This is a genomic window from Blastococcus sp. PRF04-17 (genome assembly GCF_023016265.1).
Classification (GTDB): domain Bacteria; phylum Actinomycetota; class Actinomycetes; order Mycobacteriales; family Geodermatophilaceae; genus Blastococcus_B.
This window is the reverse complement of sequence record NZ_CP095412.1, coordinates 366,436-388,105: the sequence shown is the minus strand read 5'-3', so window position 1 is coordinate 388,105 and position 21,670 is coordinate 366,436. Positions and strand designations below refer to the sequence as shown.

General features: G+C 73.3%; 21 protein-coding genes. 6 read left to right on the top strand and 15 right to left on the bottom strand.

All coding sequences use genetic code 11. The features are described 5' to 3' along the window. Positions 1 to 42: 42 nt before the first annotated feature. The 5 genes from MVA48_RS01965 to MVA48_RS01945 all read right to left on the bottom strand — a co-directional run bounded on the left by MVA48_RS01965 (position 43) and on the right by MVA48_RS01945 (position 4,854). Complete coding sequence (locus MVA48_RS01965; RefSeq protein ID WP_246985188.1) at positions 43 to 2,487, bottom strand: hypothetical protein; 2,445 nt, start codon at positions 2,485 to 2,487, stop codon at positions 43 to 45. A 17-nt stretch (positions 2,488 to 2,504) separates the two neighbouring features. Further along, positions 2,505 to 3,146, bottom strand: coding sequence for a hypothetical protein (locus MVA48_RS01960; protein WP_246985186.1), 642 nt, complete (start codon positions 3,144 to 3,146; stop codon positions 2,505 to 2,507). A gap of 86 nt (positions 3,147 to 3,232) precedes the next feature. Further along, a complete protein-coding gene (locus MVA48_RS01955) occupies positions 3,233 to 3,754 on the bottom strand; it encodes a hypothetical protein (protein WP_246985184.1) in 522 nt (173 codons plus the stop codon). A 9-nt stretch (positions 3,755 to 3,763) separates the two neighbouring features. Beyond that, the gene (locus MVA48_RS01950; protein WP_246985182.1) at positions 3,764 to 4,348 is read right to left on the bottom strand and encodes a SatD family protein; all 585 of its coding nucleotides are present in this window, start codon (positions 4,346 to 4,348) and stop codon (positions 3,764 to 3,766) included. A gap of 38 nt (positions 4,349 to 4,386) precedes the next feature. Continuing rightward, a complete protein-coding gene (locus tag MVA48_RS01945; RefSeq protein ID WP_246985180.1) occupies positions 4,387 to 4,854 on the bottom strand; it encodes a PPOX class F420-dependent oxidoreductase in 468 nt (155 codons plus the stop codon). Between the two features lie 76 nt (positions 4,855 to 4,930). On the opposite strand from MVA48_RS01945, the gene MVA48_RS01940 reads away from it, so the two are divergent. Together MVA48_RS01940 and MVA48_RS01935 are read left to right on the top strand one after the other, a co-directional pair. Next, on the top strand, positions 4,931 to 6,241 hold the full coding sequence (locus MVA48_RS01940; protein WP_246985178.1) for an AI-2E family transporter: 1,311 nt from the start codon (positions 4,931 to 4,933) through the stop codon (positions 6,239 to 6,241). A gap of 85 nt (positions 6,242 to 6,326) precedes the next feature. Next, the gene (locus MVA48_RS01935) at positions 6,327 to 7,277 is read left to right on the top strand and encodes a proteasome assembly chaperone family protein (protein WP_246985176.1); all 951 of its coding nucleotides are present in this window, start codon (positions 6,327 to 6,329) and stop codon (positions 7,275 to 7,277) included. A 23-nt stretch (positions 7,278 to 7,300) separates the two neighbouring features. Here the strand turns inward: MVA48_RS01935 and MVA48_RS01930 are convergent, their stop codons facing one another. The 6 genes from MVA48_RS01930 to MVA48_RS01905 form a co-directional block, all read right to left on the bottom strand. Then, a complete protein-coding gene (locus tag MVA48_RS01930; protein WP_246985175.1) occupies positions 7,301 to 8,641 on the bottom strand; it encodes an MFS transporter in 1,341 nt (446 codons plus the stop codon). Between the two features lie 223 nt (positions 8,642 to 8,864). Further along, entirely contained in the window at positions 8,865 to 9,737 is an 873-nt protein-coding gene (gene purU, locus MVA48_RS01925; RefSeq protein ID WP_246985173.1) for a formyltetrahydrofolate deformylase, read from the bottom strand. Between the two features lie 28 nt (positions 9,738 to 9,765). Then, positions 9,766 to 10,701 carry a non-homologous end-joining DNA ligase gene (ligD, locus tag MVA48_RS01920; RefSeq protein ID WP_246985170.1) on the bottom strand — a complete coding sequence of 312 codons (936 nt, stop codon included), beginning with the start codon at positions 10,699 to 10,701 and terminating at the stop codon, positions 9,766 to 9,768. Next, entirely contained in the window at positions 10,698 to 12,185 is a 1,488-nt protein-coding gene (ligD, locus tag MVA48_RS01915; RefSeq protein WP_246985169.1) for a non-homologous end-joining DNA ligase, read from the bottom strand. Before ligD (MVA48_RS01915) ends, ligD (MVA48_RS01920) begins: the two co-directional genes overlap by 4 nt. 1 nt (position 12,186) lies before the next feature. Continuing rightward, positions 12,187 to 13,206: a non-homologous end joining protein Ku gene (gene ku / locus MVA48_RS01910; RefSeq protein WP_246985167.1), complete on the bottom strand. Its 1,020-nt coding sequence runs from the start codon at positions 13,204 to 13,206 to the stop codon at positions 12,187 to 12,189. 127 nt (positions 13,207 to 13,333) lie between these two features. Continuing rightward, entirely contained in the window at positions 13,334 to 13,909 is a 576-nt protein-coding gene (locus MVA48_RS01905) for a DUF1360 domain-containing protein (protein ID WP_246985165.1), read from the bottom strand. 166 nt (positions 13,910 to 14,075) lie between these two features. On the opposite strand from MVA48_RS01905, the gene MVA48_RS01900 reads away from it, so the two are divergent. Continuing rightward, the gene (locus MVA48_RS01900; RefSeq protein WP_246985163.1) at positions 14,076 to 14,489 is read left to right on the top strand and encodes a hypothetical protein; all 414 of its coding nucleotides are present in this window, start codon (positions 14,076 to 14,078) and stop codon (positions 14,487 to 14,489) included. A 251-nt stretch (positions 14,490 to 14,740) separates the two neighbouring features. Beyond that, on the top strand, positions 14,741 to 15,139 hold the full coding sequence (locus MVA48_RS01895) for an STAS domain-containing protein (RefSeq protein WP_246985161.1): 399 nt from the start codon (positions 14,741 to 14,743) through the stop codon (positions 15,137 to 15,139). Between the two features lie 54 nt (positions 15,140 to 15,193). Here MVA48_RS01895 and MVA48_RS01890 read toward each other — a convergent pair whose 3' ends face one another. Both MVA48_RS01890 and MVA48_RS01885 read right to left on the bottom strand, forming a co-directional pair. Continuing rightward, a complete protein-coding gene (locus MVA48_RS01890; protein WP_246985159.1) occupies positions 15,194 to 16,207 on the bottom strand; it encodes a DNA topoisomerase IB in 1,014 nt (337 codons plus the stop codon). 60 nt (positions 16,208 to 16,267) lie between these two features. Next, positions 16,268 to 18,121: a SpoIIE family protein phosphatase gene (locus MVA48_RS01885; RefSeq protein ID WP_246985157.1), complete on the bottom strand. Its 1,854-nt coding sequence runs from the start codon at positions 18,119 to 18,121 to the stop codon at positions 16,268 to 16,270. Positions 18,122 to 18,348: 227 nt separating this feature from the next. On the opposite strand from MVA48_RS01885, the gene MVA48_RS01880 reads away from it, so the two are divergent. Next, complete coding sequence (locus MVA48_RS01880) at positions 18,349 to 18,846, top strand: ATP-binding protein (protein WP_246985155.1); 498 nt, start codon at positions 18,349 to 18,351, stop codon at positions 18,844 to 18,846. Then, positions 18,843 to 19,823, top strand: a complete 981-nt coding sequence (locus MVA48_RS01875; protein WP_246985153.1) for an RNA polymerase sigma factor SigF — start codon at positions 18,843 to 18,845, stop codon at positions 19,821 to 19,823. Before MVA48_RS01880 ends, MVA48_RS01875 begins: the two co-directional genes overlap by 4 nt. A 102-nt stretch (positions 19,824 to 19,925) precedes the next feature. Here MVA48_RS01875 and MVA48_RS01870 read toward each other — a convergent pair whose 3' ends face one another. Together MVA48_RS01870 and MVA48_RS01865 are read right to left on the bottom strand one after the other, a co-directional pair. Beyond that, positions 19,926 to 21,104, bottom strand: a complete 1,179-nt coding sequence (locus MVA48_RS01870; protein ID WP_246985151.1) for an SPFH domain-containing protein — start codon at positions 21,102 to 21,104, stop codon at positions 19,926 to 19,928. A 91-nt stretch (positions 21,105 to 21,195) separates the two neighbouring features. Continuing rightward, a complete protein-coding gene (locus MVA48_RS01865) occupies positions 21,196 to 21,660 on the bottom strand; it encodes an NfeD family protein (protein WP_246985149.1) in 465 nt (154 codons plus the stop codon). Positions 21,661 to 21,670: the final 10 nt, after the last annotated feature.

The window sequence follows — 21,670 nt, the reverse complement described above, 5'->3', positions numbered from 1 at the left end:
CAGTCTGTCCGGACGCGCCCCCGTTCTTTCGGAACGCGCCGATCAGCCGGTCGGTTCGGCCGGAGCCGAGGTCTCCGCGCCGGCCGTGCTGCCCGCCGACGTGGCCGGGCTCGTGCTCGAGGCCGGGCTGGTGCTCGAGGAGGCGCTGGACGACACGGGGGCACCGCTGGTCGGCGCCGTACCGGTGGACCCCGACGTCCCCCCGCCACCCGGCTCGGCGGAACCCGTGGACGTCGCAGGTCCGCCGCCGGTGCTGCTCCCGTCGTCGGAGGTGCCGCCGTCCACGGTCGTGCCGTCGTCGGTGGTGCCGTCGTCCGTACCGCCGTCGTCCGTGGTGCCGGTGTCGGCGCGCTCCTCCCCCTCGGAGGGCGCTTCTCCGACGTCCTCGCGGACGACGTCGAGGATGCGGGCCTCGAACTCGGTCAACCGGTCGCGCAGCGCGGCGAGCGGAACGTCCTCGATGTCCTCGCCGAAGGCCTGGAGCTCCGCCCAGATCTCGGCCAGTTCGCGCGCCGCGTCGTCGCTCAACGGGCCGGGCACCGACACCACCAGCTGGGTGGCCAGCGCGTAGGTGACGCACTCCAGGCAGGCGTAGTTCAGCGCACCGGCGAGGTTCTGCGGCACGACCACGTCGGCCGAGCCGACGACCAGCACGACCTGGAAGGCCACCGCCACGGTGCGGCAGTCCCGGCAGCTGGCGAAGGCGTACGCCTCGTTGCGGCTGTCGACGGTCTCCCCGTCGGCCCACACGAGGGCGAACGCGACGTCGTAGAGGACGGAGCCGTCCTCCCTGTTCACCGCGAGCGCCTGGTTGTCGCCGTCGGCCGGGGGCAACGGCCGGTCGAACGGGAAGACCCAGGTGGGCGCGGTCCCGCCGTCGGCCGTGGTGCTCTCGCTGCCCTCGGCCACGGCCTCGGACGCCGGCACCAGCACCATGGCCAGTTGCGGGCGGTCCTCGGTGGGCAGCGGTCCGGCGTCCTCCGGCCAGATCGTGGTCGCGGCGCCCCGGGACCCCTCGGCGAGGGCGGTGCTGCTGGCGGCCGGGACGGCGTCCAGCACGGTGCCGCCCTCCCACGCCCGCACCGGCCGGTACCGGTCGTCCACCGGCCACCACAGCCAGGCCAGTCCGGTCACCAGCGCGGCGGCCACGAGAACCGCCACACCTCGGCGTGCGGGGCGGCCGTCGGTGCGGCGCCACACGCCGAGCGCCGTGCGCCGCACCAGGCGGAGCAGGACGTACCCGATGCCGAGCAGGGGGATGACGACGGCCACGATGCCCAGGGCACGCGCGAGGACGGCCAGCATGTCGCCTTCGCCGAACGCCTCTCCCATGCGCGACGCCTGGTCCTGGACCGAGGCCCAGGCCGTGGCCAGGAGCCGGGGCAGGGCGAGCGCCATGAGCAGCAGCGACACCGCCATCAGCGGGATCACGACGAGGATCCAGGCGATCACCACCACCCGCGCCCAGGTCTTGAGCGCGGTCGCCTCCGGCTGGTGCCACCGGCCGGGCAGCAGTCCCTTGAGCACCGGCCCGATGCGCTGGTACAGGTCGGGGACGCCGGTCACGTCGGCGAGCACGTGGTAACCGTCGAAGCGCAGCAACGGCAGGAGCTGCCGGATCATCTGCAGCACCTGGGTGGCCACGATCAGCAGGACGGCGTGCCAGCCGGTGACCCACCAGACGCCGAACGAGAGCAGGACGACGATCGCGTTGAAGTAGAGGCCGCCGAGGTCGGTGCGCACCCGCCCGGCCCGGCCGAGGCGGTAGCTGTCGGTGACGTCGGTGTAGAAGGCCGGCCAGAAGAGGTAGATGCCGAAGCCCATCGCGCCCGGCGTCGAGCCGCCGTAGCGCGCGGCCGCGGCGTGCCCGAACTCGTGGAAGCCGGCCGACAGCACCGTCACCAGGACGACGGTGACGAACAGTGCCGGGTTGGCGAAGGCCTGTGCCGTGGCCGCGGCCAGACCTTGCTCGAACAACACCCAGACCGCCACGAACCCGAAGGCGAGGACCACGGGCACGACCACCAGCGGCGTGAACAGGACCGCGAACGGCGCGGTCAGGCGCCGGGTGACCGCGGGGTCGGTGACCACCTTCCGGAACTTCAGCGCGAGCAGCGGATCGGAGCGGCGGAGCTCCGGCTCGCCGCCGTCGGCGGTGCGCAGCAGCCCGAGGGGACGTAGCCCCGACGCCACCAGCTGCTGGACGTCGTCCGCGCGGACGAGCCGGCCGGTGGCGCGGCCGACCTCCTCGGCGATCTCGTCGACGGTGCGGCGGCCGTCGACCGCGAGCAGCACCTGGTGCAACAGCGGGGTGAGCTGGAGGACCTGGCCGTCGCCCCGGCGGGCCAGCGCGGGCGGCCGGCGGTACCCGGAGCCGGGCACCTCGCCGAGCAGCTCGACGCCGGTCGCCCGCCGCAGCACCTCGGCTCCGCTCCCCGCGGCGGCGGCGCCCGCGACCGCGATCGGTCGGGTGGCGGGGTCGGTCATCGGTGGGACACGCGCGCTTACTGCGTGATGTTCGACTGCTGGTCGGCCGTCGCAGAGGCGTCGGCGTCGATGTTCTGCGTGATGATCGCGTCCTGCTGCGCGATCGCGGTCGCTTCCGATCCGACCGAGCCGATGTTGGCCGCCACGGCCGCGTCGATCGGGGCGGCGACGTTGGCGTTGGCCGCGACGGCGCCGGCGATCGGGGCGGCGAGGTCGAGGTCGGCAGCCAGGTTGACGTCGACGTCGAGCAGGTTCCCGGACAGCGGGTCGCCGACGGTCTCGGTCACCCCCTGGGTGGGCGCCGGGGCCGGGGCCGGCTCGCCGACGGTGTCGTCGCCCTGGTCGATGGTGCTGTCCTGCGGCGCGGTGGCGACGGCCTCGCCGGTGATGCCCTGGTCGATCAGCACGCCCTGGTCGGCCAGCGCCTGGGCGCTGGAGTCGACCGACAGCACGTTCGCGGCGACGGCCGCGTCGATCGGGGCAGCGACGTTCGCGTTGGCGGCCACGGCGAGGTCGATGGGGGCCGCGGCGTCGAGCGCGAGGTCGACGTCGGCGTTGAGGTCGAGCAGCGAGATGACTTCCTTGTCGGGCAGGGCGGCCCCCGTCTCGGCGGCCAGTTCCTCGGGCGAGAGCGGTCGCGGTGCCTCGTCGTTGCTCACGTGTCCTCCTGGGTCGGCTGGGGGCGCATCTTCCCTCCCGTTCCGGCACCCAAACGCGCTGGGGACGGCGCCACCCGGTCGGGTGATCAGCCGCGCAGCAGGAGGGCGACCCCCACGCACCCGGCCGCCCAGAGCCCGCTGGCCAGCGTGCCGACGATGAACCGCTCGGCGGCGGCCGGGGCGCGGAGTTCGGCGAAGCGGCCCAGCCCCTTGATCGCGACCACGACGGCGAGGGCCTCGGCGGAGCCCGCGAGCATCGCCACCGCGATGGCCGCCCGCTCGAGCACGCCGATCCAGGCACCGCCGCGGAGGATCGCCGGGTCCTGCGGGCCGCCGGCGACACCGATCGACGCGGGGTCGGCGGCACGGAGGACGGCGGTGGCGATCGGACCCCCACCCAGTACGGCGGCCAGCACGGCCGCGGCGGTTCCACCCTCGAGGACGCCGCCCGCGACGTCCTCGGCCATCCAGGCGAGCGCGCCGGAGAGGACGAGCAGCGCGGCCAGGAAGGCGGCCGCCCAGGCCGGACGGCGTCGCTCCCCCCGGGCCGTGAGCAACAGCCCGACGGCCGCGACGACGGCGAGGACGACGAGCGAGGCGATGCCCATTCCAGCCCCTCAGCCCGCGGCCCGGACGAGCAGCCGTGCCGCCGTCGGCCGCAGCTCGCGCTCGAGGTCCCAGAGCCCGGCGGCCAACCGCTGGCCCACCGCCTGCCGGGAGATGCCCAGTTCCGTCGCCGCCTCCGCCTGCGTCCGGCCGTCGGCGACCAGCCCGATGGCCTCCCACGCCTGGTCGCTGCGCCGGTCCACCACCGCGGCGAGCGCGCTCAGCACCGCCTGCGCGTCGCCCGCATCCGGCGGGGACGCGCCGCGTACCGCGAGGCGGAACGGGCGCTGCTTGGCCGCGTCGACGGCGCGACGGGCGCCGAGGAACGCCGGGCCGGATCCGGCACGGGTGCTCTGCGGCAGGGGCGTCTGCACCGGGCCCGCCCCCACGCCGATGCTCCAGTCACCGGCGCGCACGAGGTCGAGCACGACGTCGACGACCTCGTCGGGGTCCTCGAGCACCCCCTGGAACTCGTCGCCGGCCGTACGCTCGAAGGGCAGCACGGTGGTGACGGCCGCGTTCAGCCGGGGCAGGAGGCCGGCGACGCGGTCAGCCGCCCGCCGACTGCCCTTCTGGTCCACGGTCAGGACGAACACCTCGCAAGTCTGACAGCTTTCCTCGACCGATGCAAGGCTCAGAGCTTGTCGATGACGTCGGGCGGGAAGCCGCCCGTGGCCACCGGCCCCCAGCCGGTGATCGTGACCCGCAGCAGGCTCTTGCCCTGGCGACCCATCGCCGCGCGGTACTCGTCCCAGTCGGGGTGCTCCCCGCTGATCGAGCGGTAGTAGTCGACCAGTGGCTCCAGGGCCTCGGGCAGGTCGAGCACCTCCGCACGGCCGTCGACCTGCACCCAGGGGCCGTCGAAGTCGTCCGACAGCACGCACAGCGAGACCGCGGGGTCGCGGCGGGCGTTGGCCACCTTCGCCCGCTGCGGGTAGGTGGAGACGACGATGCGGTCCTCGGCGTCGACGCCGAAGGTCACCGGCGAGAGCTGGGCGCCCCCGTCCCTCCGGCGGGTCAGCAGGACGGCGTGGTGCCGAGGGCGCAGGAACTCGAGCAGGGCGTCCCGGCCGACCCGGTCGGCGGTCGCTGTCTTCGGCATGGCCCGACGCTACGGCCTGGCACCGATGATCGTTTCCAGCCGGTCGGGTTCCTCCATCTGTGCTGCAATCGTCGGCATGAGGCTCCGACGTCCCGGCCGCTCCGCCGACGAACGGAGCCCCGACTCCGAGCAGACGTCGAGCCCGGCGGACACCCCCGCCGCGCGGCGCAACGCCCCGGATCCCGACTTAGCGGCCGCGACGGTCGCCCCGGCTCCGAAGTTCCAGCGCGCCGAGCGCATGCGGTCCGCGAGCCGCACGCTGGCCATCGCCTCCGCGCAGTTCCTGCTCGTCGCCGCTGCCGTGGTCGTGCTGGGCTACGTCCTCGGAAAGCTGTGGTCGATCCTCCTGCCCATCGTGCTCGGGCTGCTGATCGCCACGGTGCTGTGGCCGCTCGCCCGTTTCCTGCGCCGGCACGGCTGGCCGCCCGCCCTCGCCGCCGCCACCGTCCTCGTCGGCTTCCTGGCCGCCCTCGTCGGCATCATCGTCGCGCTCGCGCCGCAGGTCGCCGACCAGGTCACCGAGCTGGCCGACGCCGCCACCGCCGCGCTCCAGGACGTGCAGGAGTGGTTGCAGGGGCCGCCGTTCAACCTGGGCGAGGACCAGATCGGCGAGGCCGTCGACTCGGTGATCAACTCGATCCAGGGCAACGCCCAGAACATCGCGGGATACGCCCTCACGGGCGCCTCGGCCGTCGGCAACAGCCTGATCAACCTGGTCCTGTCGCTCGTCCTGGTCTTCTTCTACCTCAAGGACGGACCGCGCTGGGTGCCCTGGCTGGCCGCCCAGACCGGTCCGCGCGCGGCGCGGCACGTCTCCGCGCTCTCCTACAAGACCTGGGCGACGCTGTCGGAGTTCATCCGTCAGCAGGCGCTGGTCGGCTTCATCGACGCGTTCTTCATCGGCATCGGCCTGTGGATCCTCGGCGTCCCGCTCGTGATCCCGCTGGCGGTCCTGACGTTCTTCGGCGCGTTCATCCCGATCATCGGCGCGTTCGTCGCCGGCGCCTTCGCCGTCCTGATCGCCCTGGTGAGCAACGGGCTGACCACAGCCCTGATCGTGCTGGCGATCGTGGTGGTCGTGCAGCAGATCGAGGGCAACGTCCTGCAGCCGATCATCCAGGGCCGGGGCTTCAACCTGCACGCCGCCGTGGTCATCCTGGCCGTCACCGCCGGCGGCAACCTGCGCGGCATCGTGGGCGCCTTCCTCGCCGTGCCGGTCGCCGCCCTGGTCGCCGTGATCTACCGGTACGTACGCGACGAGTTCGACGGCAAGTCGCCGGAGGTGGCCGAGGACGGCACGGTGGCTGCGGTCGCCGGCGGCGACGAAGGCACCGAACTCGTGCGCGAGCCGGTGGAGGCACCGGGGCCGCCCGACCCGGAGCGCTGACCGCGCCCGGGGAGCACCGCGGGAATGCCTGGCCGCGCCCCGAAGCTGCACAGCTCGAACGTCCACACCGTCAGGGAGGTCCCGCGTGCCCCAGCGACCGGAGGAGCTCGTCGAGCTGCTCCCCGCGGCGAACCGCTTCCTCGGTCGGGAGGCGGAGGTCGGCGACCCCACCGAGCGGCGCGGGCTGGTGCTGGTGCACGACCTGGCCGGTGACTTCGACGCCGCGCACGCCGGTGCGCTGGCCGGCGCACACCTGCTGGCGGCCCTCCCCCACGAGGTGATCGCCCGGTTCGACGCCGACAGCCTGGTCGACTACCGGGCGCACCGGCCGCGGATGACGTTCAGCGGCGACCGCTACGAGTCGTTCACCGCGCCGGAGATCCTGCTGTACGCGCTCGAGGACGACGCCGGCTCGCCGTTCCTGCTGCTGCACGGCACCGAGCCCGACTACGCGTGGGAGCGGTTCGTCGCCGCGGTCGCCCGGCTCGTGCAGCAGCTCGGCGTCACCTCCGTCGTGGCGCTGCAGGCCATCCCCATGCCGGTGCCGCACACCCGTCCGGTCACCGTCACCGCCCACGCCACCCGCCGGCAGCTGATCGAGCCGTATCCGGTGTACTGGGGCGAGATGCGCATCCCGGGCAGCGTCTCGGCCCTGCTGGAACTGCGCATGGGCGAGGCCGGCGTCGACGCGCTCGGCGTGGCCGCGCACGTGCCGCACTACCTGGCGCAGGCCACCTATCCGGCGGCGTCGCTGACCCTGGTCGAGCACCTGGAACGGCTGACCGGCCTGCACCTGCCCACCGAGGCGTTGCGCGAGGCGGCCGAGGCGCACCGCACCGAGGTGGACGAGCAGATCGCCCGGTCGACCGAGAACGTCGCGGTGGTGGCCGCGCTGGAGCAGCAGTACGACGCGTTCACCGCCGCCCGCGAGGGCACCGACCTTCTGTCGGGCGGCGAGGTCCCCTCCGCGGAGGAGATCGGCGCGGAGTTCGAGCGCTTCCTCGCCGACCAGGATCGCAAGAAGCCCCGGGACTGAGCGCGAGGAAGGCGTGGCTCAGCTCAGCTGGAGGACGGCACCTGGCCGCGGTGCGCTCCGGAGGAGCGCACCGTCACCGCGACGCTGAGCGCGATCGCGCCGAGGGCACCGACCACGGCGAACAGGTAGAAGCCACCCGGGAAGGCGTTGCCCGTCGCGAACAGTGCGCCGGTGATGACCGGTCCGACGATCGCGCCGATGCGGCCCGCGCCCGCCGACCAGCCCAGCGCCGTCGCACGGACCTGCGGCGGGTGGTTGGCGCTGACGAAGGCGTAGACGAGCACCTGCGCGCTGAACACGAAGCATCCGGTGAGGAACACCATCAGGTAGATGCCGGCGATGGGCAGCCGGATCGACAGCAGCGCGAGGAACACCGCCGCGCCACCGAACCAGGCGATGCCCGCAGCGCGGGCCCCGATGCGGTCGGCGACCGTCCCCGCGACCAGCAGGCCCACGATCGCGCCGATGTTGAGCACCAGCAGGAAGGCCAGCGCCGCGCCGAGCTCGTAGTCCGCCTCGCGCATGATCGTCGGCAGCCAGTTGTTCAGCCCGTACACGAGCAGCAGCCCCATGAACGACGTGACGCCGATGACCACGGTGTTGCGGACGTAGCCCGCGCTGAACAGCGTCCTGAGCGTGGCGCCCGCCGACTCGCCCGCCTGCTCGGCCACCGGGGCGGCCGGCTGCTCGAGCTGCAACCCGTAGCGGCGGGCCACCTCCTCGGCCTCGGCCCGGCGGCCGCGGGCCTCCAGCCAGGACGCCGACTCCGGCAGCTGCCTGAGCATCAGCGGGACGAGGACGACTGCGGGCAGCGCGCCGATGACGAACATCGCGCGCCAGCCCAGGGTGGGGATCACCACGATGGCCAGCGCGGCGGTCGCCACCGCGCCCACGTGGTAGCCGGTCATGATCGTCGTGGTCGCCCGGCCGCTGCGCCCCGAGCGCGAGAACTCGTTGACCATCGCGATCGCGGTCGGCAGGCAGCCGCCCAGCCCCACCCCGGCCAGGAACCGCAGTACGCCGAACACGCCCTCGTTGGGTGCGAACGCGCACAGCAGCGTGAACAGCGAGAACGCGACCACCGCGCCGATCAGCGCCTTGCGCCGTCCCACCAGGTCGGTGAGCGTGCCGATGGTCAGCGCGCCGATCATCATGCCGACCAGGCCGATCGTGATGACGAACGTCGTCCCTGCGCCGGTGAGGTCCCACTCCTCCGGCGACTGCAGGGTCGGCACCACGGTGCCCACCACCACGAGGTCGAAGCCGTCCAGCAGGACGGCGATCCAGCACAGCGGCCCGACCCATCCGGCCGCGCGGGCGGCGGTGCCGGTCGACGCAGATGTGGTGGTGCCCGACTCGCTCATGGCTCCAGCGTTGCCGAGAGCACAACGGGCCGCGACCGGAGGTCCCCGTCGCGGCCTGTCGTTCGGGCCGCACTGCGTCATCCGGTGGCCCGTGACGTCGCGCGGGCCGTCCACGCCAAGGCACGGCGAGGATCAGGTGACCTGATCGTGGCGCGTCCTCCCTCACCGCCCACCACGAGGGAGGACGCTCGATGATCAGGTCACCTGATCGTGGCCGGGGCGGTCAGGCGAAGACGATGGTGCGTGGGCCCTCGACGATGACGCGGTCCTCGACGTGCCAGGTGACCGCCTGGGCGAGGACCTGACGCTCGACGTACCGGCCCACCCGGCGCATGTCCTCGACGGTGGCACGGTGGTCGACCCGGGCCACCTCCTGCTCGATGATCGGCCCGGCGTCGAGCTCCGGCGTCACGTAGTGGGCGGTCGCACCGATCAGCTTCACCCCGCGGTCGTGCGCGGCCTGGTACGGGTTGGCGCCGACGAACGCCGGCAGAAAGCTGTGGTGGATGTTGATCAGCCGCTCCGGGAACCGCGCGCAGAACTCCGGCGACACGATCTGCATGTACCTCGCCAGCACGACCAGGTCGACGTCGCCGATCAGCTCGAGCGCGGCCGCCTCCGCCTGGGCCTTGGTCTCCGCCGTCACCGGCACGTGGTGGAAGGGCAGGCCGGCCGACACCGCCACCGGCTCGAGGTCGCGGTGGTTGGAGACGACGCAGGCGATCTCGGCACGGATGTCACCTGCCCGCACCCGGTAGATCAGCTCCTGCAGCACGTGGTCGGTCTTGCTCACGAACACCGCGATGGTCGGCCGGTGCACCGCCTCGGTCAGCCGCCAGGTCATGCCCCACTGCCGGGCCAGCAGGCTCAGCGCCCCTTCGAGGTGCTGCCGGTGGGCCGCCAGGTCGGCGAGCACGAACTCCAGCCGCAGCGTGAACGTGCCGCCCAGCGGATCGGAGGAGTGCTGCTGCGAGTCGGTGATGTTCGCACCGACATCCGCGAGCAGCCGGGACAGCACCGCGACGATGCCGGGCCGGTCGGGACAGCGGACGACGAGCCGGCCGACGTCGGTGAAGCGGGCGTCGGGAGCGGACATGGCCGCAGATCCTCGCAGATGCCGGAGTTCAGGCCTCGGGCAGCGGCGCCCGCCGGGCACCGGCGACGTCGAAGAGGTCGCCGTACTCCTTTACCCGCGCCAGCACCTCGTCGGTGCCGAACCGCAGGGACGACGGATCGGCGCCCTCGCGCACCGCGTCGACCTCGTCCCAGCCGATCGGCGTCGAGACGGTGGCGGCGGGCCGCGCGCGCAGCGAGTACGGGGCGACCGTGGTCTTGGCCGGGTTGTTCTGGCTCCAGTCGATGAGCACCTTGCCGGGCCGGAGCACCTTCTCCATGCGCCACACCACGTCGTCCGGGGTCTCGGCCGAGAGCTCCTGCGCCAGCGCCTTGGCGTACCGGCTGGGGTGCTCGCGGTCGGCCGGCGCCTCGATCGGCGCGTAGACCTGCATGCCCTTGGAGCCCGACGTCTTCACCACCGGGTCGAGGCCGTCGGCCTCCAGCCGCTCCCCCAGCCGCTCGGCGACGGCGCAGCACTCGGGCAGGCCGGTGTCGGGCCCGGGGTCGAGGTCGAGCACGAGCAGGTCGGGCAGCTGCGGGACGCCGTCCTCGTCGACCTGCCACTGCGGCACGTGCAGCTCCAGGGCGGCCAGATTCGCCGACCAGGCGAGATCGGCGACCGACTCGAGCACGACCATCTCCAGGGTCTCGCGGCCGGTGGAGCTGCCGGGGCTGGGGATCGTGACGCGGCGAACCCAGTCCGGCGCGTGCCGGGCGCTGTTCTTCTCGAAGAAGGTCTGCCCCTCGATCCCGTCGGGCCAGCGGGTGAAGGTGACCGGGCGCCCGGCCAGGTGCGGCAGCAGCACCGGCGCGATCCGCACGTAGTAGTCGATCACCTGTGCCTTGGTGAACGAGACCTCCGGGTACAGCACCTTGTCCAGGTTGGAGACCTGCAGCACCCGCCCGCCGATCTCCACCCGCTGCTTCTTCGGGTCCGGGCTCACGACTCCACCACGACGTCGTCGGGCTCCAGGTCGTCGCGCACGCCGCGCCACGCCGGGTGCCGCAGCCGGCGGTCCGCCGTCCACTCCGAGAAGGCGACCTCCCCCACGAGGTCGGGCTCGACCCAGTGCGCGTCGCGGGTGATCTCCCGCGGCAGCGTGCCGGCGAACGGCGAGGTCTTCCGCGGGGTGAGCATCCGCTGCAGGTCGTCGAGGTCCTGGTCGCTGAAGCCGGTGCCGACGTGCCCGGCGTAGACCAGCCGGCCCTCGTCGTCCGGCACACCGAACAGCAGCGAGCCGATGCCCCCGGACCGCCGTCCCTGACCCGGCCGCCACCCGCCGACGACGACCGACTGCGCGCGGACGTTCTTGATCTTCCGCCAGTCGGGACTGCGCACGCCCGGGCGGTACACCGACGTCAGCCGCTTGGCGACCACGCCTTCTAGCCGGTTCTCCTGGCTGGCCGCGAGCACGTCGGCGCCCACTCCCGAGCCGTCGCCCTCGAACCACGGCGTCGTCACCCAGCGGTGCCCGGCGATGCCGAGTCCGTCGAGGAGGCGCCGGCGCTCGGCGAACGGGCGGTCGAGCAGGTCCTCGCCGTCCCACGACAGCAGGTCGAAGACCAGGTAGGTGACCGGCCGCGCCGCCGCGAGCTGCGGCACCTCCGGCCCGGTGCGGTGCATCCGGCTCTGCAGCGCCCCGAAGTCGGGTCGTCCCGCCTCGTCGAGCAGCACGATCTCGCCGTCGAGGACGGCGTCGTGTCCGGCCAGCGCCGTGGGCAGCGTGGCCACCTCCGGGTAGCGCACGGTGATCGGGGTGCCCTTGCGGGAGGTCAGCTGCAGGACGCCGTCCCGCACGGCGGCCACCGCGCGCACGCCGTCCCACTTGAACTCGTAGCCCCACTGGGCGTCCTCGGCGTCGGTGGGCATGGTCGACGGCGAGGCCAGCATCGGCAGCGGGACGTCGATCAGCTCGTCGGCCCGGTTCCCCACCGGAGGTGTGTCGTCGAGCTTGCGGATGTTCCAGGCCTTCTCGTCGACGGGGAACAGCGCGTACCGGCCGGCCAGCCGGCGGCCGTCGAAGCTCACGATGATGTGCTTGTCGTCCCACTTCTCGGTGGCGTACCGGCCGGCGTCCCAGATGGTGACCTCGCCGCCGCCGTACTCCCCCGCGGCGATCGTGCCGGCGAACGATGCGTACTCCAGCGGATGGTCCTCGGTCGGGACGGCGAGCCGGTTGGGTCCGGGCACCGTCGGCGGGCCCTTCGGCACGGCCCAGCTCTTCAGGACGCCGTCCCGTTCCAGCCGCAGATCCCAGTGCACCCGCTCACCGGTGCGGCCACGGGGCGTGTGGTGCTCCTGGACGACGAAGGTGTCGTCGTTCCCCACCGGCAGGGGCCGGCCCTCCGCCGGCACCGGCTCGGCAGTGCGCGCGGGATCCCGCTTGCGGCGGTACTCGGCGAGCGGGTCGCCCGGCCGGGCAGGCACGTCAGGCGCTGCGGCGGGCGCGCTTGGCCGGCGGCTTGTCCGCGGCGGTCTTCTTCGCCGCCGTCGTCTTCTTCGCCGCCGGCTTCTCGGCCGCCGCCTTCTTCGCGGGAGCCGCCTTCTTGGCCGGGGCGGCCTTCTTGGCCAGGGCGGCCTTCTTGGCCGGGGCGGCCTTCTTGGCCGGCGCCTTCGTCGCGGCGGCCGGCTCCTGGACGTCGTCGGAGGAGTCGTCCGCGATGTCGTCGGCCGGACCGCCACGGGCCCGCTCGACGCTGCGCCGCAGGGCGCTCATCAGGTCGACGACCGCACCGCCGGTGTCCTCCACCTCCGGCACCTGGGCGACCTCGCCGCCGGTCTGCTTGGCCTCGAGCAGCGCGGTCATGGCCTCGCGGTAGTCGTCGGTGAACTCGGTCGGGTCGAACTCACCGGTCATCGACGCGATCAGGGCCTCGGCCATCTTCAGCTCCTGCGGGCGGACGGTGATGTCCTCGTCGAGGAACCCGAAGTCCGGGGTCCGGATCTCGTCGGGCCAGCGCATCGTGTGCAGGACCAGCACGCCGTCGCGGACCCGCAGTGCCGCGAGCGACTCGCGCTGGCGGATGGCGATCTTGGTGATCGCGACCTGGCCGGCGTTCTCCAGGGCGTCGCGCAGCAGCACGTAGGGGCGGGTCGCCGGGCCGTCGGGCTCGAGGTAGTAGGTCTTCTCGAACTGGATGGGGTCGATCTCGTCCTGGGCGACGAACTGGAGGACGTCGATCTCGCGCCGGGTGCTCAGCGGCAGGTCGTCGAAGTCCTCGTCGGTGAGGATGACCACCTGGCCGTCGGGCAGCTCGTAGCCCTTGGCGATGTCGCTGTACTCGACCTCTTCGCCGTCGATCGAGCAGACCCGCCGGTACTTGATCCGGCCGCCGTCGGTGGCGTGCACCTGGTGGAAGCGGATGTCCTTGTCCTCGGTGGCCGAGTACAACTTCACGCCGATGCTGACCAGGCCGAACGACACGGCCCCGCGCCAGATCGATCGCATGCCGAACCTCTCCCGAACGTCGCCCTCGGACCCGCACACAGGTCAAGATCGTCAGAATAGGTCCGCCCGGGTACCCGCGGCAGGTCGTCCGACGCGCCGGCTCCCCCGGACGGGCGACCGGGCCTGATCAGTCCGGCGGGTCCACACCCTCGGTCTGCGGCGCCAGGCCGCCGTTCTGGATCGAGTCGTAGACGAACTGCAGAACGTCGGACCCCGCCACCATGGTCATCGTGAGGGCGGCCAGCCGGGTGGCCTTGGGCGCGGTCACGTAGCCGAAGACGAACCCGGTGCCGACCCACTGGGCCAGGCAGAACGGGCAGGTCAGCAGCTCACCGACGGCGTGCTTGACGCCACCGTGCTCCCGCACCTCCTCGGCCACCTCCGCGTGCCCCGACGGCCCCTCGAACCGGACGAACGGCGCTCGCACGGGGGCCGTGACGGGGTCCTTGGCGATCCGGCGGGCCAGGCGGAAGGTCGCGACGGTCAGGAGGAACGCGTCGCCGGCGGGGATCCGCTCGGGCAGCTCCCGGCCCGAAGCGCGCACCGCCGTGGCGGCGGCGGAGACCAGACCCAGGTAGACGCCCATCGCACCGAGGTCGCCCGCGAGCGGGCGCGGCTCCCCGTTGGTGTACTCCTGCTTCTGCGCGCGTGCCCACCGGCGGACGGGATCGGCGAGGCGCGAGACCTCGTCTGCTATTGCCATGGGGCGGCGCTACCCCCGCCGCGGACGGCGCATGCCCGGCGCGGCCCCCCGTGCGCCACGGCACAACCAGGCATGTCCGGCGGGGCGGCGGGTAGGGCGGGTGCCAGACGCAGTCGCGCCGGGCCGGTGGCCCGGCGCGCGACCACGAGCCGAAGGAGGCACAGCGATGACGCAGCCCGAGGGCCAGACCTCCCGCGACATCTTCCCCGAGGACGACGGCATCCCCGAGGTGTCGCAGGACGACATGCCCACCCAGGCTCGTGCCGAGGACCCGCAGTTCGCACCACTGCCCGGCGAGCGGCCTGGCGCATCGGTCGACCACGGGACGACGGCGTTCGAGCAGTCGGAGGGCGAGGCGCTGACCGACCGGCTCGACCGCGAGATCCCGGACGACGCTCCCGACGTCCGGCCCGCCGAGGACCCCGACCGGGCCGGCGCGCAGTTGGAGCAGGACCTCAACACCACGCCGGACTCCGACTCCGGCACCAACCGCACCGCCGACGACATCGAGGCCACCGCCGACGAGCCGGTCGGCGGGCAGGGGCCCGAAGAGGGCGCCGTGCACGTCGTCGAGGGCTGATCCCGCCGGAGTCGCCGCACGCCGACCCCGCCCCCGGACCCCCGGGGGCGGGATTGGCGCGCCCGCCGACGGTTGTCTACGTTGTAATTCGCGGTTCAGCAGGCAGCCGCTGCGGACCGCTCCCCCGGGTGCGGTGCGCGACCTGGAAGATCCACCTGCGGGCCGGGGGCGACGAGCCCCCGAACGCACAGCGGTAGATTGATCGGGCGGTCACCGCCGCCCGGGAACGCCGCCGAGAGGAGCCACTGTCCGTGACCACATCCGACCTGCCCGCCGAGGGGCAGCCCGACGTGTCGACCGAGGGCACCGAGGCACCCTTCGACGACGTGATCACGCTCTCGACCTCCACCGGTGAGGACGGCGTGGTGACGGTCACGGTCGTCGGCGAGGTGGACACCTTCACCGCTCCGGTGCTCCGCTCGACGCTCGACAGCCAGCTGGAGCAGCAGCCGCGCGAACTGGTCATCGACCTGTCCGGCGTGCAGTTCCTCGGCTCCGCCGGCCTCGCCGTGCTCGTCGAGACGCAGAAGTCATCCCGCGCCCGCGAGGTGGGCCTGCGCCTGATCGCGACCACCCGTGCCGTCACCCGCCCGCTCGAGGTGACCGGCCTGATCGACCTCTTCACGATCGCCGACAGCACCGCTCGCTGACGAAGGACCACGCGAAAGGCCCCGCCGGTCCGCCGGCGGGGCCTTTCGCGTTCCTCAGGCAGACAGCAGCTGGCACACCGCCTGCTCGAGCAGCTTCTGGGTGTCGCGGTCGGCCTCCGCCTCGTCCGCGCGCTCCAGCACGTGCTGCCGGATGGTCTCTCCGTTCTCGAACCGGTCGACCACCCGCGGGTCGACGTAGCTGGCCTTGCAGACCGCCGGTGTGTTGCCCAGCTGCTCGCTGACCTGCCGGTAGGCGGCGCTGACCACCTTTTTGCGGGCGGTGCGGCTCCTGGGCGGCGGCGCCTCGGCGAGGGCGGCGGCCATGAGCACCGTCGCCGTCCACGTCCGGAAGTCCTTGGCGGTGATCTCCGCGCCGCTGATCTCCTTGAGGTAGGCGTTGATCTCGGCGCTGGTGACGTCGCGCCACTCGCCGTCCTCGGTCTGGTAGGCCAGCAGGTCCTCCCCCGCGTCCGCCGGCCGGTCCAGCAGCTGCCGGACGATGGTCGCCGTCGGCCGGTCGGTGATCTCCACCTCCCGCTCGATGCCCCCCTTGGCGGTGTAGGAGTAGAAGGTCCGCTCGCCGCGCACCGACACGTGGGCGCGCTTGAGCGTGGCCAGCCCGTAGGTGCCGTTCTCCTCCTCGTACTGCTCGCTGCCGACCCGGAAGGCCCCCAGGTCGAGCAGCCGGATGGCGCAGGCCAGCACGCGGTCCCGGTTCAGGCCGCGGGTGCGCAGGCCGGCGTTGACCGCGTCGCGCACGTCGGGCAGCTGGTGGGCGATCTCGAGCACCCGCTCGTGCTTCTCCGCGTCGCGCCGGGCCCGCCACTGGTCGTGGTACCGGTACTGCCGCCGACCCGCCGCGTCCACGCCGGTCGCCTGGATGTGCCCGTTCGGCCAGGGGCAGATCCAGACGTCCTTCCACGCCGGCGGAACGGCCAGCCCGCGGATGCGGTCGAGGACGTCCTCGTCCCTGATCAGGACGCCGTCGGTGTCGTAGTAGGCGAAGCCACGCCCGGCCCGGCGTCGCCGGTAGCCGGGGCCGTTGACGTCGCTGCGCCGAAGTCTCACCGTCGGAGGATGGTCACCCGGTGGCCGTCCCAAACGGACGCAGCGGTACCGCCACCCGGATCAGCGCAGGTCCACCAGACCGCCCAGCCCGCTGATCTGCAGGACGTGCCGCGTCACGCCGCCCTCGGCGGCGTGCACGACCAGCCGCCAGCCTTCGTCGCGTGCGATGCGCGCGATGGCCAGGACGACGCGGACGGCCGCGCTGCTGAACAGCGACACCCCTCCCAGGTCCAGCTCCACCCGGCCGGTGCCGCCGTGACTGGCCTCGAGCAGCCGGATGCGCAGCTGCTCGGCGCTGAACTCGTCGACGGCGCCGCTGACGCGCACGACCGGACGGGCACCGGACCGGTCGACGGTCACCGTGGCGTTCGCCGTGGCGGCGCCGAGCTCCGGGTCGACGTCGGGGGTCCGGCGAAGGCGCATGCTCAGCGTGACCGCCGTGCCGCGTTCCTCCTCCTCGAGGACGACACCGTCGACCAGTTGACGCATGATCATGAGTCCTCGGCCCCGGTCACCGGGGTCCCGGTCGGGCGGCCGCCACGACCCCTGGTCGCGCACGGTGACGGTGAGCAGCCCGTCGACGTCGACGGCCGCCGTGACCGTCATCGGGCCGGGTTCGCTGCCGCGGTACGCGTGCTCGGCGGCGTTGGCGCAGGCCTCGCCGACGGCGACCATCACGCCGACCCGGTCCTGCTCCCCCATGCCCAGTCCGGTGAGCCAGCCGCCGAGCCGGCGCCGGATCCCGGGAAGGACCGCGGGCGTGGCGATCAGTTCCAGGTGCAGCGGCTCCAGCGTGGCCGACCGGCGGTGCGCCACGAGCACCGCCACGTCGTCGGGCCATCCGCCGGGCGAGCGGGCGCCCTCGGCGACCGCTGCGGCGAGGTCCGCCCTCTCGGCGCGGTCCAGCGTGTCCGGGTCGCCCAGAACGGTCCGCGCCGCGTTCGACAGCCGCTCCAGCGCCCGGGGCGCCTCGGCTGCGGCACTGGTGACCGCCCCGTTGGAGAACAGGACGAGCGTGGCCCCCTGCTCGAGCACGAGCCGGCCTTCTGCGACCGGGCTGCCCGGGAAGCTGCCCAGCGGAGGGCGCGGGTCCAGCGGCAGGAACGCGGTGCCACCGTCGGTCCCCACCACGAGGGGCGGCGGGTGCCCAGCGGCGGCGTAGACCAGGTCGCCGGTGCCCGCGTCGAGCACTCCGTAGAAGACCGACGCGCCCTCGACGTCGTCCATCTGGCCGGCGAAGTCGTCGAGCGCGGCGAGCACCGCCGCAGGGGACGGGTCCCGCAGGGCCGAGGAGCGCATGGCACCGCGCAGCCGGCTCATCGCGCCGGCCGCGGGCACTCCGTGCCCCACCGCATCGCCGACGACGAGCGCCACCCGACCGCCGCCGAGCGAGACCGCGTCGTACCAGTCCCCACCGGCCGCCGTGGAGGAGCTGGCCCGGTGGTAGCTGCCCGACAGCCGCAGATCGGGCAGCATCGGCAGGGACGGCGGCAGCAGCGACAGCTGCGCCTGCTCCACCCCGTCGGCCGTCCGGGGCCACAGCGAGGGGTCGGCCACGACGTCCTCGGACTCCAGGACGAGCAGCGCGCCCTGGCCACCCGCGACGCGCAGGGGGCGCACCACGGCCGTCGCCCTGGGGCCGCCGGGACCGAGCGGACCGGTCACCGTCTCGGGCCGGCCGGTGCGCAGCGCCGCCTCCACGAGCTCCCCGACCTTGCGGCCGTCGATCATGGGCATCGCCGCGGGATCGGTGCCCAGCGCCCGGGCGCGGGCGTTGGCCCACACCGGCTCGGCGGCGGCGGACAGGCAGTAGATCGCCGCCGGCGCCGACTCCATCGCGGCGACCAGGACAGCGGTGCCCGCCTCCCCGGCGGGTCCAGGGAGCGGTGGCACACTGCCGGGACCGGTACTCATCTCCGGCCAGCAAATACCAGGGTCCGGGCACCGGCAACCGCGTGGACGCCTACGGTGGGCGGTGGATGCAGGCACGTTTGGACGACCGGACACCTCGGGTACAGAGCCGAGGTTGGGCACAGCCGGGAGGACTCCCGCGCTCCGCTGCAACCCCCGGCGGGCCCACCCACGACGACACTGCCGCGCCCCGGACGACGGGTGCGCGGGCGATGAAGGAGCACACACGGATGGCCGACTCGAGGGCTGCCCTCGCGCAGGACGCACGACCCGCGGAGCGCCTGGAGCTCCGCGTGCCGACGAGCGCCACCTACCTGCCCGCCGTCCGGGCCGTCGCCGCTGACCTGGCCATCCGCATGGACTTCGACCTGGACTCGGTGGAGGACCTGCGCCTGGCCGCGGACGAGGCGTGCGCGACGCTGGCACAGATCGCGCTGGGCGACGCCGAGCTGACCGTGACGTTCGAGACCACCCGGACCGGGCTGCACGTCGAGGCGTGGGTACCGACCGCCGAGGGCACCGAGGTGCCTCGGGACGGCTTCGGCTGGGCGATCCTCGCCACGCTGGTGGACGTCGTCGACGCACACAGCTCCACGCAGGCGGACGTGCCGGCCGGGAGCGGCAGCGCCACGCCGGTCGGCGTCATCACGATGGACAAGTACCTGCCGGGCCAGCGTCCCAGCGACGTCGCAGGCGGTGCCGAGCAGAACCTCTCGGTGGCCCGGTGAGCCGGTCACCCTCGACCGGCGAGACCCCCGTCGTGGAGGTACCACTGCCCGACCAGCGCTCCGAGGACGTGGATCCCGGACCCGAGACCGTCGACCAGGAGCCGACCGACGCCGAGATCGTCCCGGACCCCCGGGCCGCAGCGACGGACGAGGACCCACCGGCCGTCGAGCCCGCCGAGGCCTCGACCGAGACAGAGGCCGCGCCGCCGCTCTCGGACAACCGGCGCCGGGCCGAGCGGACGGCGCCGCTGTTCGCCGAGCTCGCCACGCTGGACAAGGGCGACCCGCGGCGCGAGCGGCTGCGGGAGGTCCTCGTCGAGGAGCACCTGCCGCTGGTCCGGCACTTCGCGCGCCGGTTCAGCAACCGCGGCGAGCCGTTCGACGACCTGCTCCAGGTGGGCACGCTGGGCCTGATCGCGGCCATCGACCGGTTCGACCCGACGCGCGGGGTGGAGTTCCTCTCGTTCGCCGTGCCGACGATCACCGGTGAGATCAAGCGGCACTTCCGCGACCAGGGCTGGTCGGTGCGCGTGCCGCGCCGGCTGCAGGAGCTGCACCTGTCGCTGAACGCGGCGGTGGGCGAGCTCGCCCAGAAGAACGGCCGGGCGCCCACACCGTCGGAGCTCGCCGAGCACCTGGGCATCCCGCGCGCCGAGGTGCTGGAGGGGCTCGCGGTCGCCAACGCCTACCGGAGCAGCTCCCTGGACGAGCGGCTCTCCGGCGAGGACGACTCCCCCACGCTGGCGGCGACGCTCGGCGAGGAGGACGCCGCCCTCGAGGGCGTGGAGTACCGGGAGTCGCTGCAGCCGCTGCTGGCGACCATCCCCGCTCGTGAGCGCCGCATCCTCATCCTGCGGTTCTTCGGCAACATGACGCAGTCGCAGATCGCCGCGGACATCGGCATCTCGCAGATGCACGTCTCGCGGCTGCTGAGCCAGACCCTCGCCAAGCTCCGCGAGGGCCTGCTCAAGGACTGAGCGATGACACTGCGGTCCTCCGGACCGCACCGCGGCCAGGAGCCGTCCCCGGCGAGCGGAGCGCGTCCGACCGCTCGTCGGGGGCCCTCCGGGCCCCGCTCCTCACGGCCCCTCTGGTGACCCCTGTCCCAGCTGCGGGGTCTCGCGCACCTCCTGCTTGGCCTGCGAGAGCGACGGCGGCGTCGGGGGCGGCACGTCGGCGATGCTGGACAGCTCGATCTTCGCCTCCGGCTGGTCGGCGGCACGGGGCAGCTGCGACTCGAACCAGCTGCTGGTGTCGATGCCCTCGGCCTGCCGGCCGCCGCCGTTCCCCGACGGCTCGACGTCCAGCCACGACTTCCCGTCGCCCTCGGCCCCGCCGAGCCGCGACAGCCCCTCCAGCGCCTTGCTGAACTCGCTGGGCACGATCCACATCTTGTTCGCGTCGCCCTGGGCGATCTGTGGCAGCGTCTGCAGGTACTGGTAGGCCAGCAGCCCCTGGTCGGGCTTGCCGTCGTGGATGGCCTGGAAGACCGTCTCGATCGACTTCGCCTGGCCCTGCGCCTGCAGGAACAGCGCGGCCCGCTCACCCTCGGCGCGCAGGATCCGGCTCTGCCGCTCGGCCTCCGCCTCGAGGATCGCGGACTGCTTCTTGCCCTCGGCCGAGAGGATCGCCGCGGCCTTCTGGCCCTCGGCGGTGGTGATCGCCGACTGCCGCGCACCCTCGGCCTGCAGGATGATCGCCCGCTTGTCGCGGTCGGCGCGCATCTGCTTCTCCATCGAGTCGCGGATGGACGGCGGCGGGTCGATCGCCTTGATCTCGACGCGGGCGACCCGCAGGCCCCACGGGCCGGTGGTGCCGTCGAGCACCTCGCGCAGCTGGCTGTTGATGCCGTCGCGACCGGTGAGCGCGCCTTCGAGGTTCAGCCCGCCGACGACGTTGCGCAGGGTCGTCGTGGTCAGCTGCTCCATGCCGGTGATGTAGTTCGCGATGCCGTAGACGGCCAGCCTCGGGTCGGTCACCTGGAAGTACACGACGGTGTCGATGCCGACCTGCAGGTTGTCCGACGTGATCACCGGCTGCGGCGGGAAGGAGATGACCTGCTCGCGCAGGTCGATCGTCGCCCGCACCCGGTCGACGAAGGGCACCAGCAGGCTCAGTCCGGGCGAGAGGGTGCGGCTGTAGCGCCCCAGGCGTTCGATCACCTTGGCCTGGGCCTGGGGGACGATCGTGACGCTCTTGACGAGCACGATGATCACCAGGAGTGCGACCACGATCAGCGCGATGATTGCCGGTTCCACGGCGGGCTCCCTTCGATGGGGGCGGTACGGGTTCGATCCTGCCGCTCGGGGACGGCCGGGTCACGGTCCGGGCGAGAGGTCCACCTCGGGTTCACTCCAACGCGTCCCCGACGACCGCCGTCGCACCGTCCACCTGCATGATCCGGACGGTGGCGCCGACCGCGAAGGTCTCGCCGCTGTGCTGGCTGCGGGCGGTCCACTCGTCGGCGCCCATGCGGATCCGCCCGCCGGAGGCGTCGACGTCCCTGGTCACCTTGGCGGTCCGGCCGATCAGGGTGTCGACGCCGTCGAGCTGCAGCGGTGAGCGGTTGGTCAGGTGGTTCTTCGCGATCGGGCGCACGACGGCCAGCAGGAGCGCGGAGACGGCGATGAAGGCGATCAGCTGGAGCACCGTGGCACCGCCGACGAGCGCGACGGTCATGCCGCCGAGCGCACCGCCGGCCAGCATCAGCAGGACGAGGTCGAGGCTCACCATTTCGCCGGCCGCGAAGAGCCCCGCGGCGATCAGCCAGAGCAACCAGGCAGCCATGATCCGAGTCTCCCAGACGTCCGCCATGCCAGGACGT

What these genes read in the sequence shown, in the direction of transcription:
- MVA48_RS01900 (WP_246985163.1), top strand. Translation starts at nt 14,076, where the DNA reads ATGACGCAGCCCGAGGGCCAGACCTCCCGCGACATCTTCCCCGAGGAC.
- MVA48_RS01945 (WP_246985180.1), bottom strand. Translation starts at nt 4,854, where the DNA reads ATGCCGAAGACAGCGACCGCCGACCGGGTCGGCCGGGACGCCCTGCTC.
- ku (WP_246985167.1), bottom strand. Translation starts at nt 13,206, where the DNA reads ATGCGATCGATCTGGCGCGGGGCCGTGTCGTTCGGCCTGGTCAGCATC.
- MVA48_RS01865 (WP_246985149.1), bottom strand. Translation starts at nt 21,660, where the DNA reads ATGGCGGACGTCTGGGAGACTCGGATCATGGCTGCCTGGTTGCTCTGG.
- MVA48_RS01965 (WP_246985188.1), bottom strand. Translation starts at nt 2,487, where the DNA reads ATGACCGACCCCGCCACCCGACCGATCGCGGTCGCGGGCGCCGCCGCC.
- MVA48_RS01905 (WP_246985165.1), bottom strand. Translation starts at nt 13,909, where the DNA reads ATGGCAATAGCAGACGAGGTCTCGCGCCTCGCCGATCCCGTCCGCCGG.
- MVA48_RS01880 (WP_246985155.1), top strand. Translation starts at nt 18,349, where the DNA reads ATGGCCGACTCGAGGGCTGCCCTCGCGCAGGACGCACGACCCGCGGAG.
- MVA48_RS01885 (WP_246985157.1), bottom strand. Translation starts at nt 18,121, where the DNA reads ATGAGTACCGGTCCCGGCAGTGTGCCACCGCTCCCTGGACCCGCCGGG.
- purU (WP_246985173.1), bottom strand. Translation starts at nt 9,737, where the DNA reads ATGTCCGCTCCCGACGCCCGCTTCACCGACGTCGGCCGGCTCGTCGTC.
- MVA48_RS01930 (WP_246985175.1), bottom strand. Translation starts at nt 8,641, where the DNA reads ATGAGCGAGTCGGGCACCACCACATCTGCGTCGACCGGCACCGCCGCC.
- MVA48_RS01940 (WP_246985178.1), top strand. Translation starts at nt 4,931, where the DNA reads ATGAGGCTCCGACGTCCCGGCCGCTCCGCCGACGAACGGAGCCCCGAC.
- MVA48_RS01955 (WP_246985184.1), bottom strand. Translation starts at nt 3,754, where the DNA reads ATGGGCATCGCCTCGCTCGTCGTCCTCGCCGTCGTCGCGGCCGTCGGG.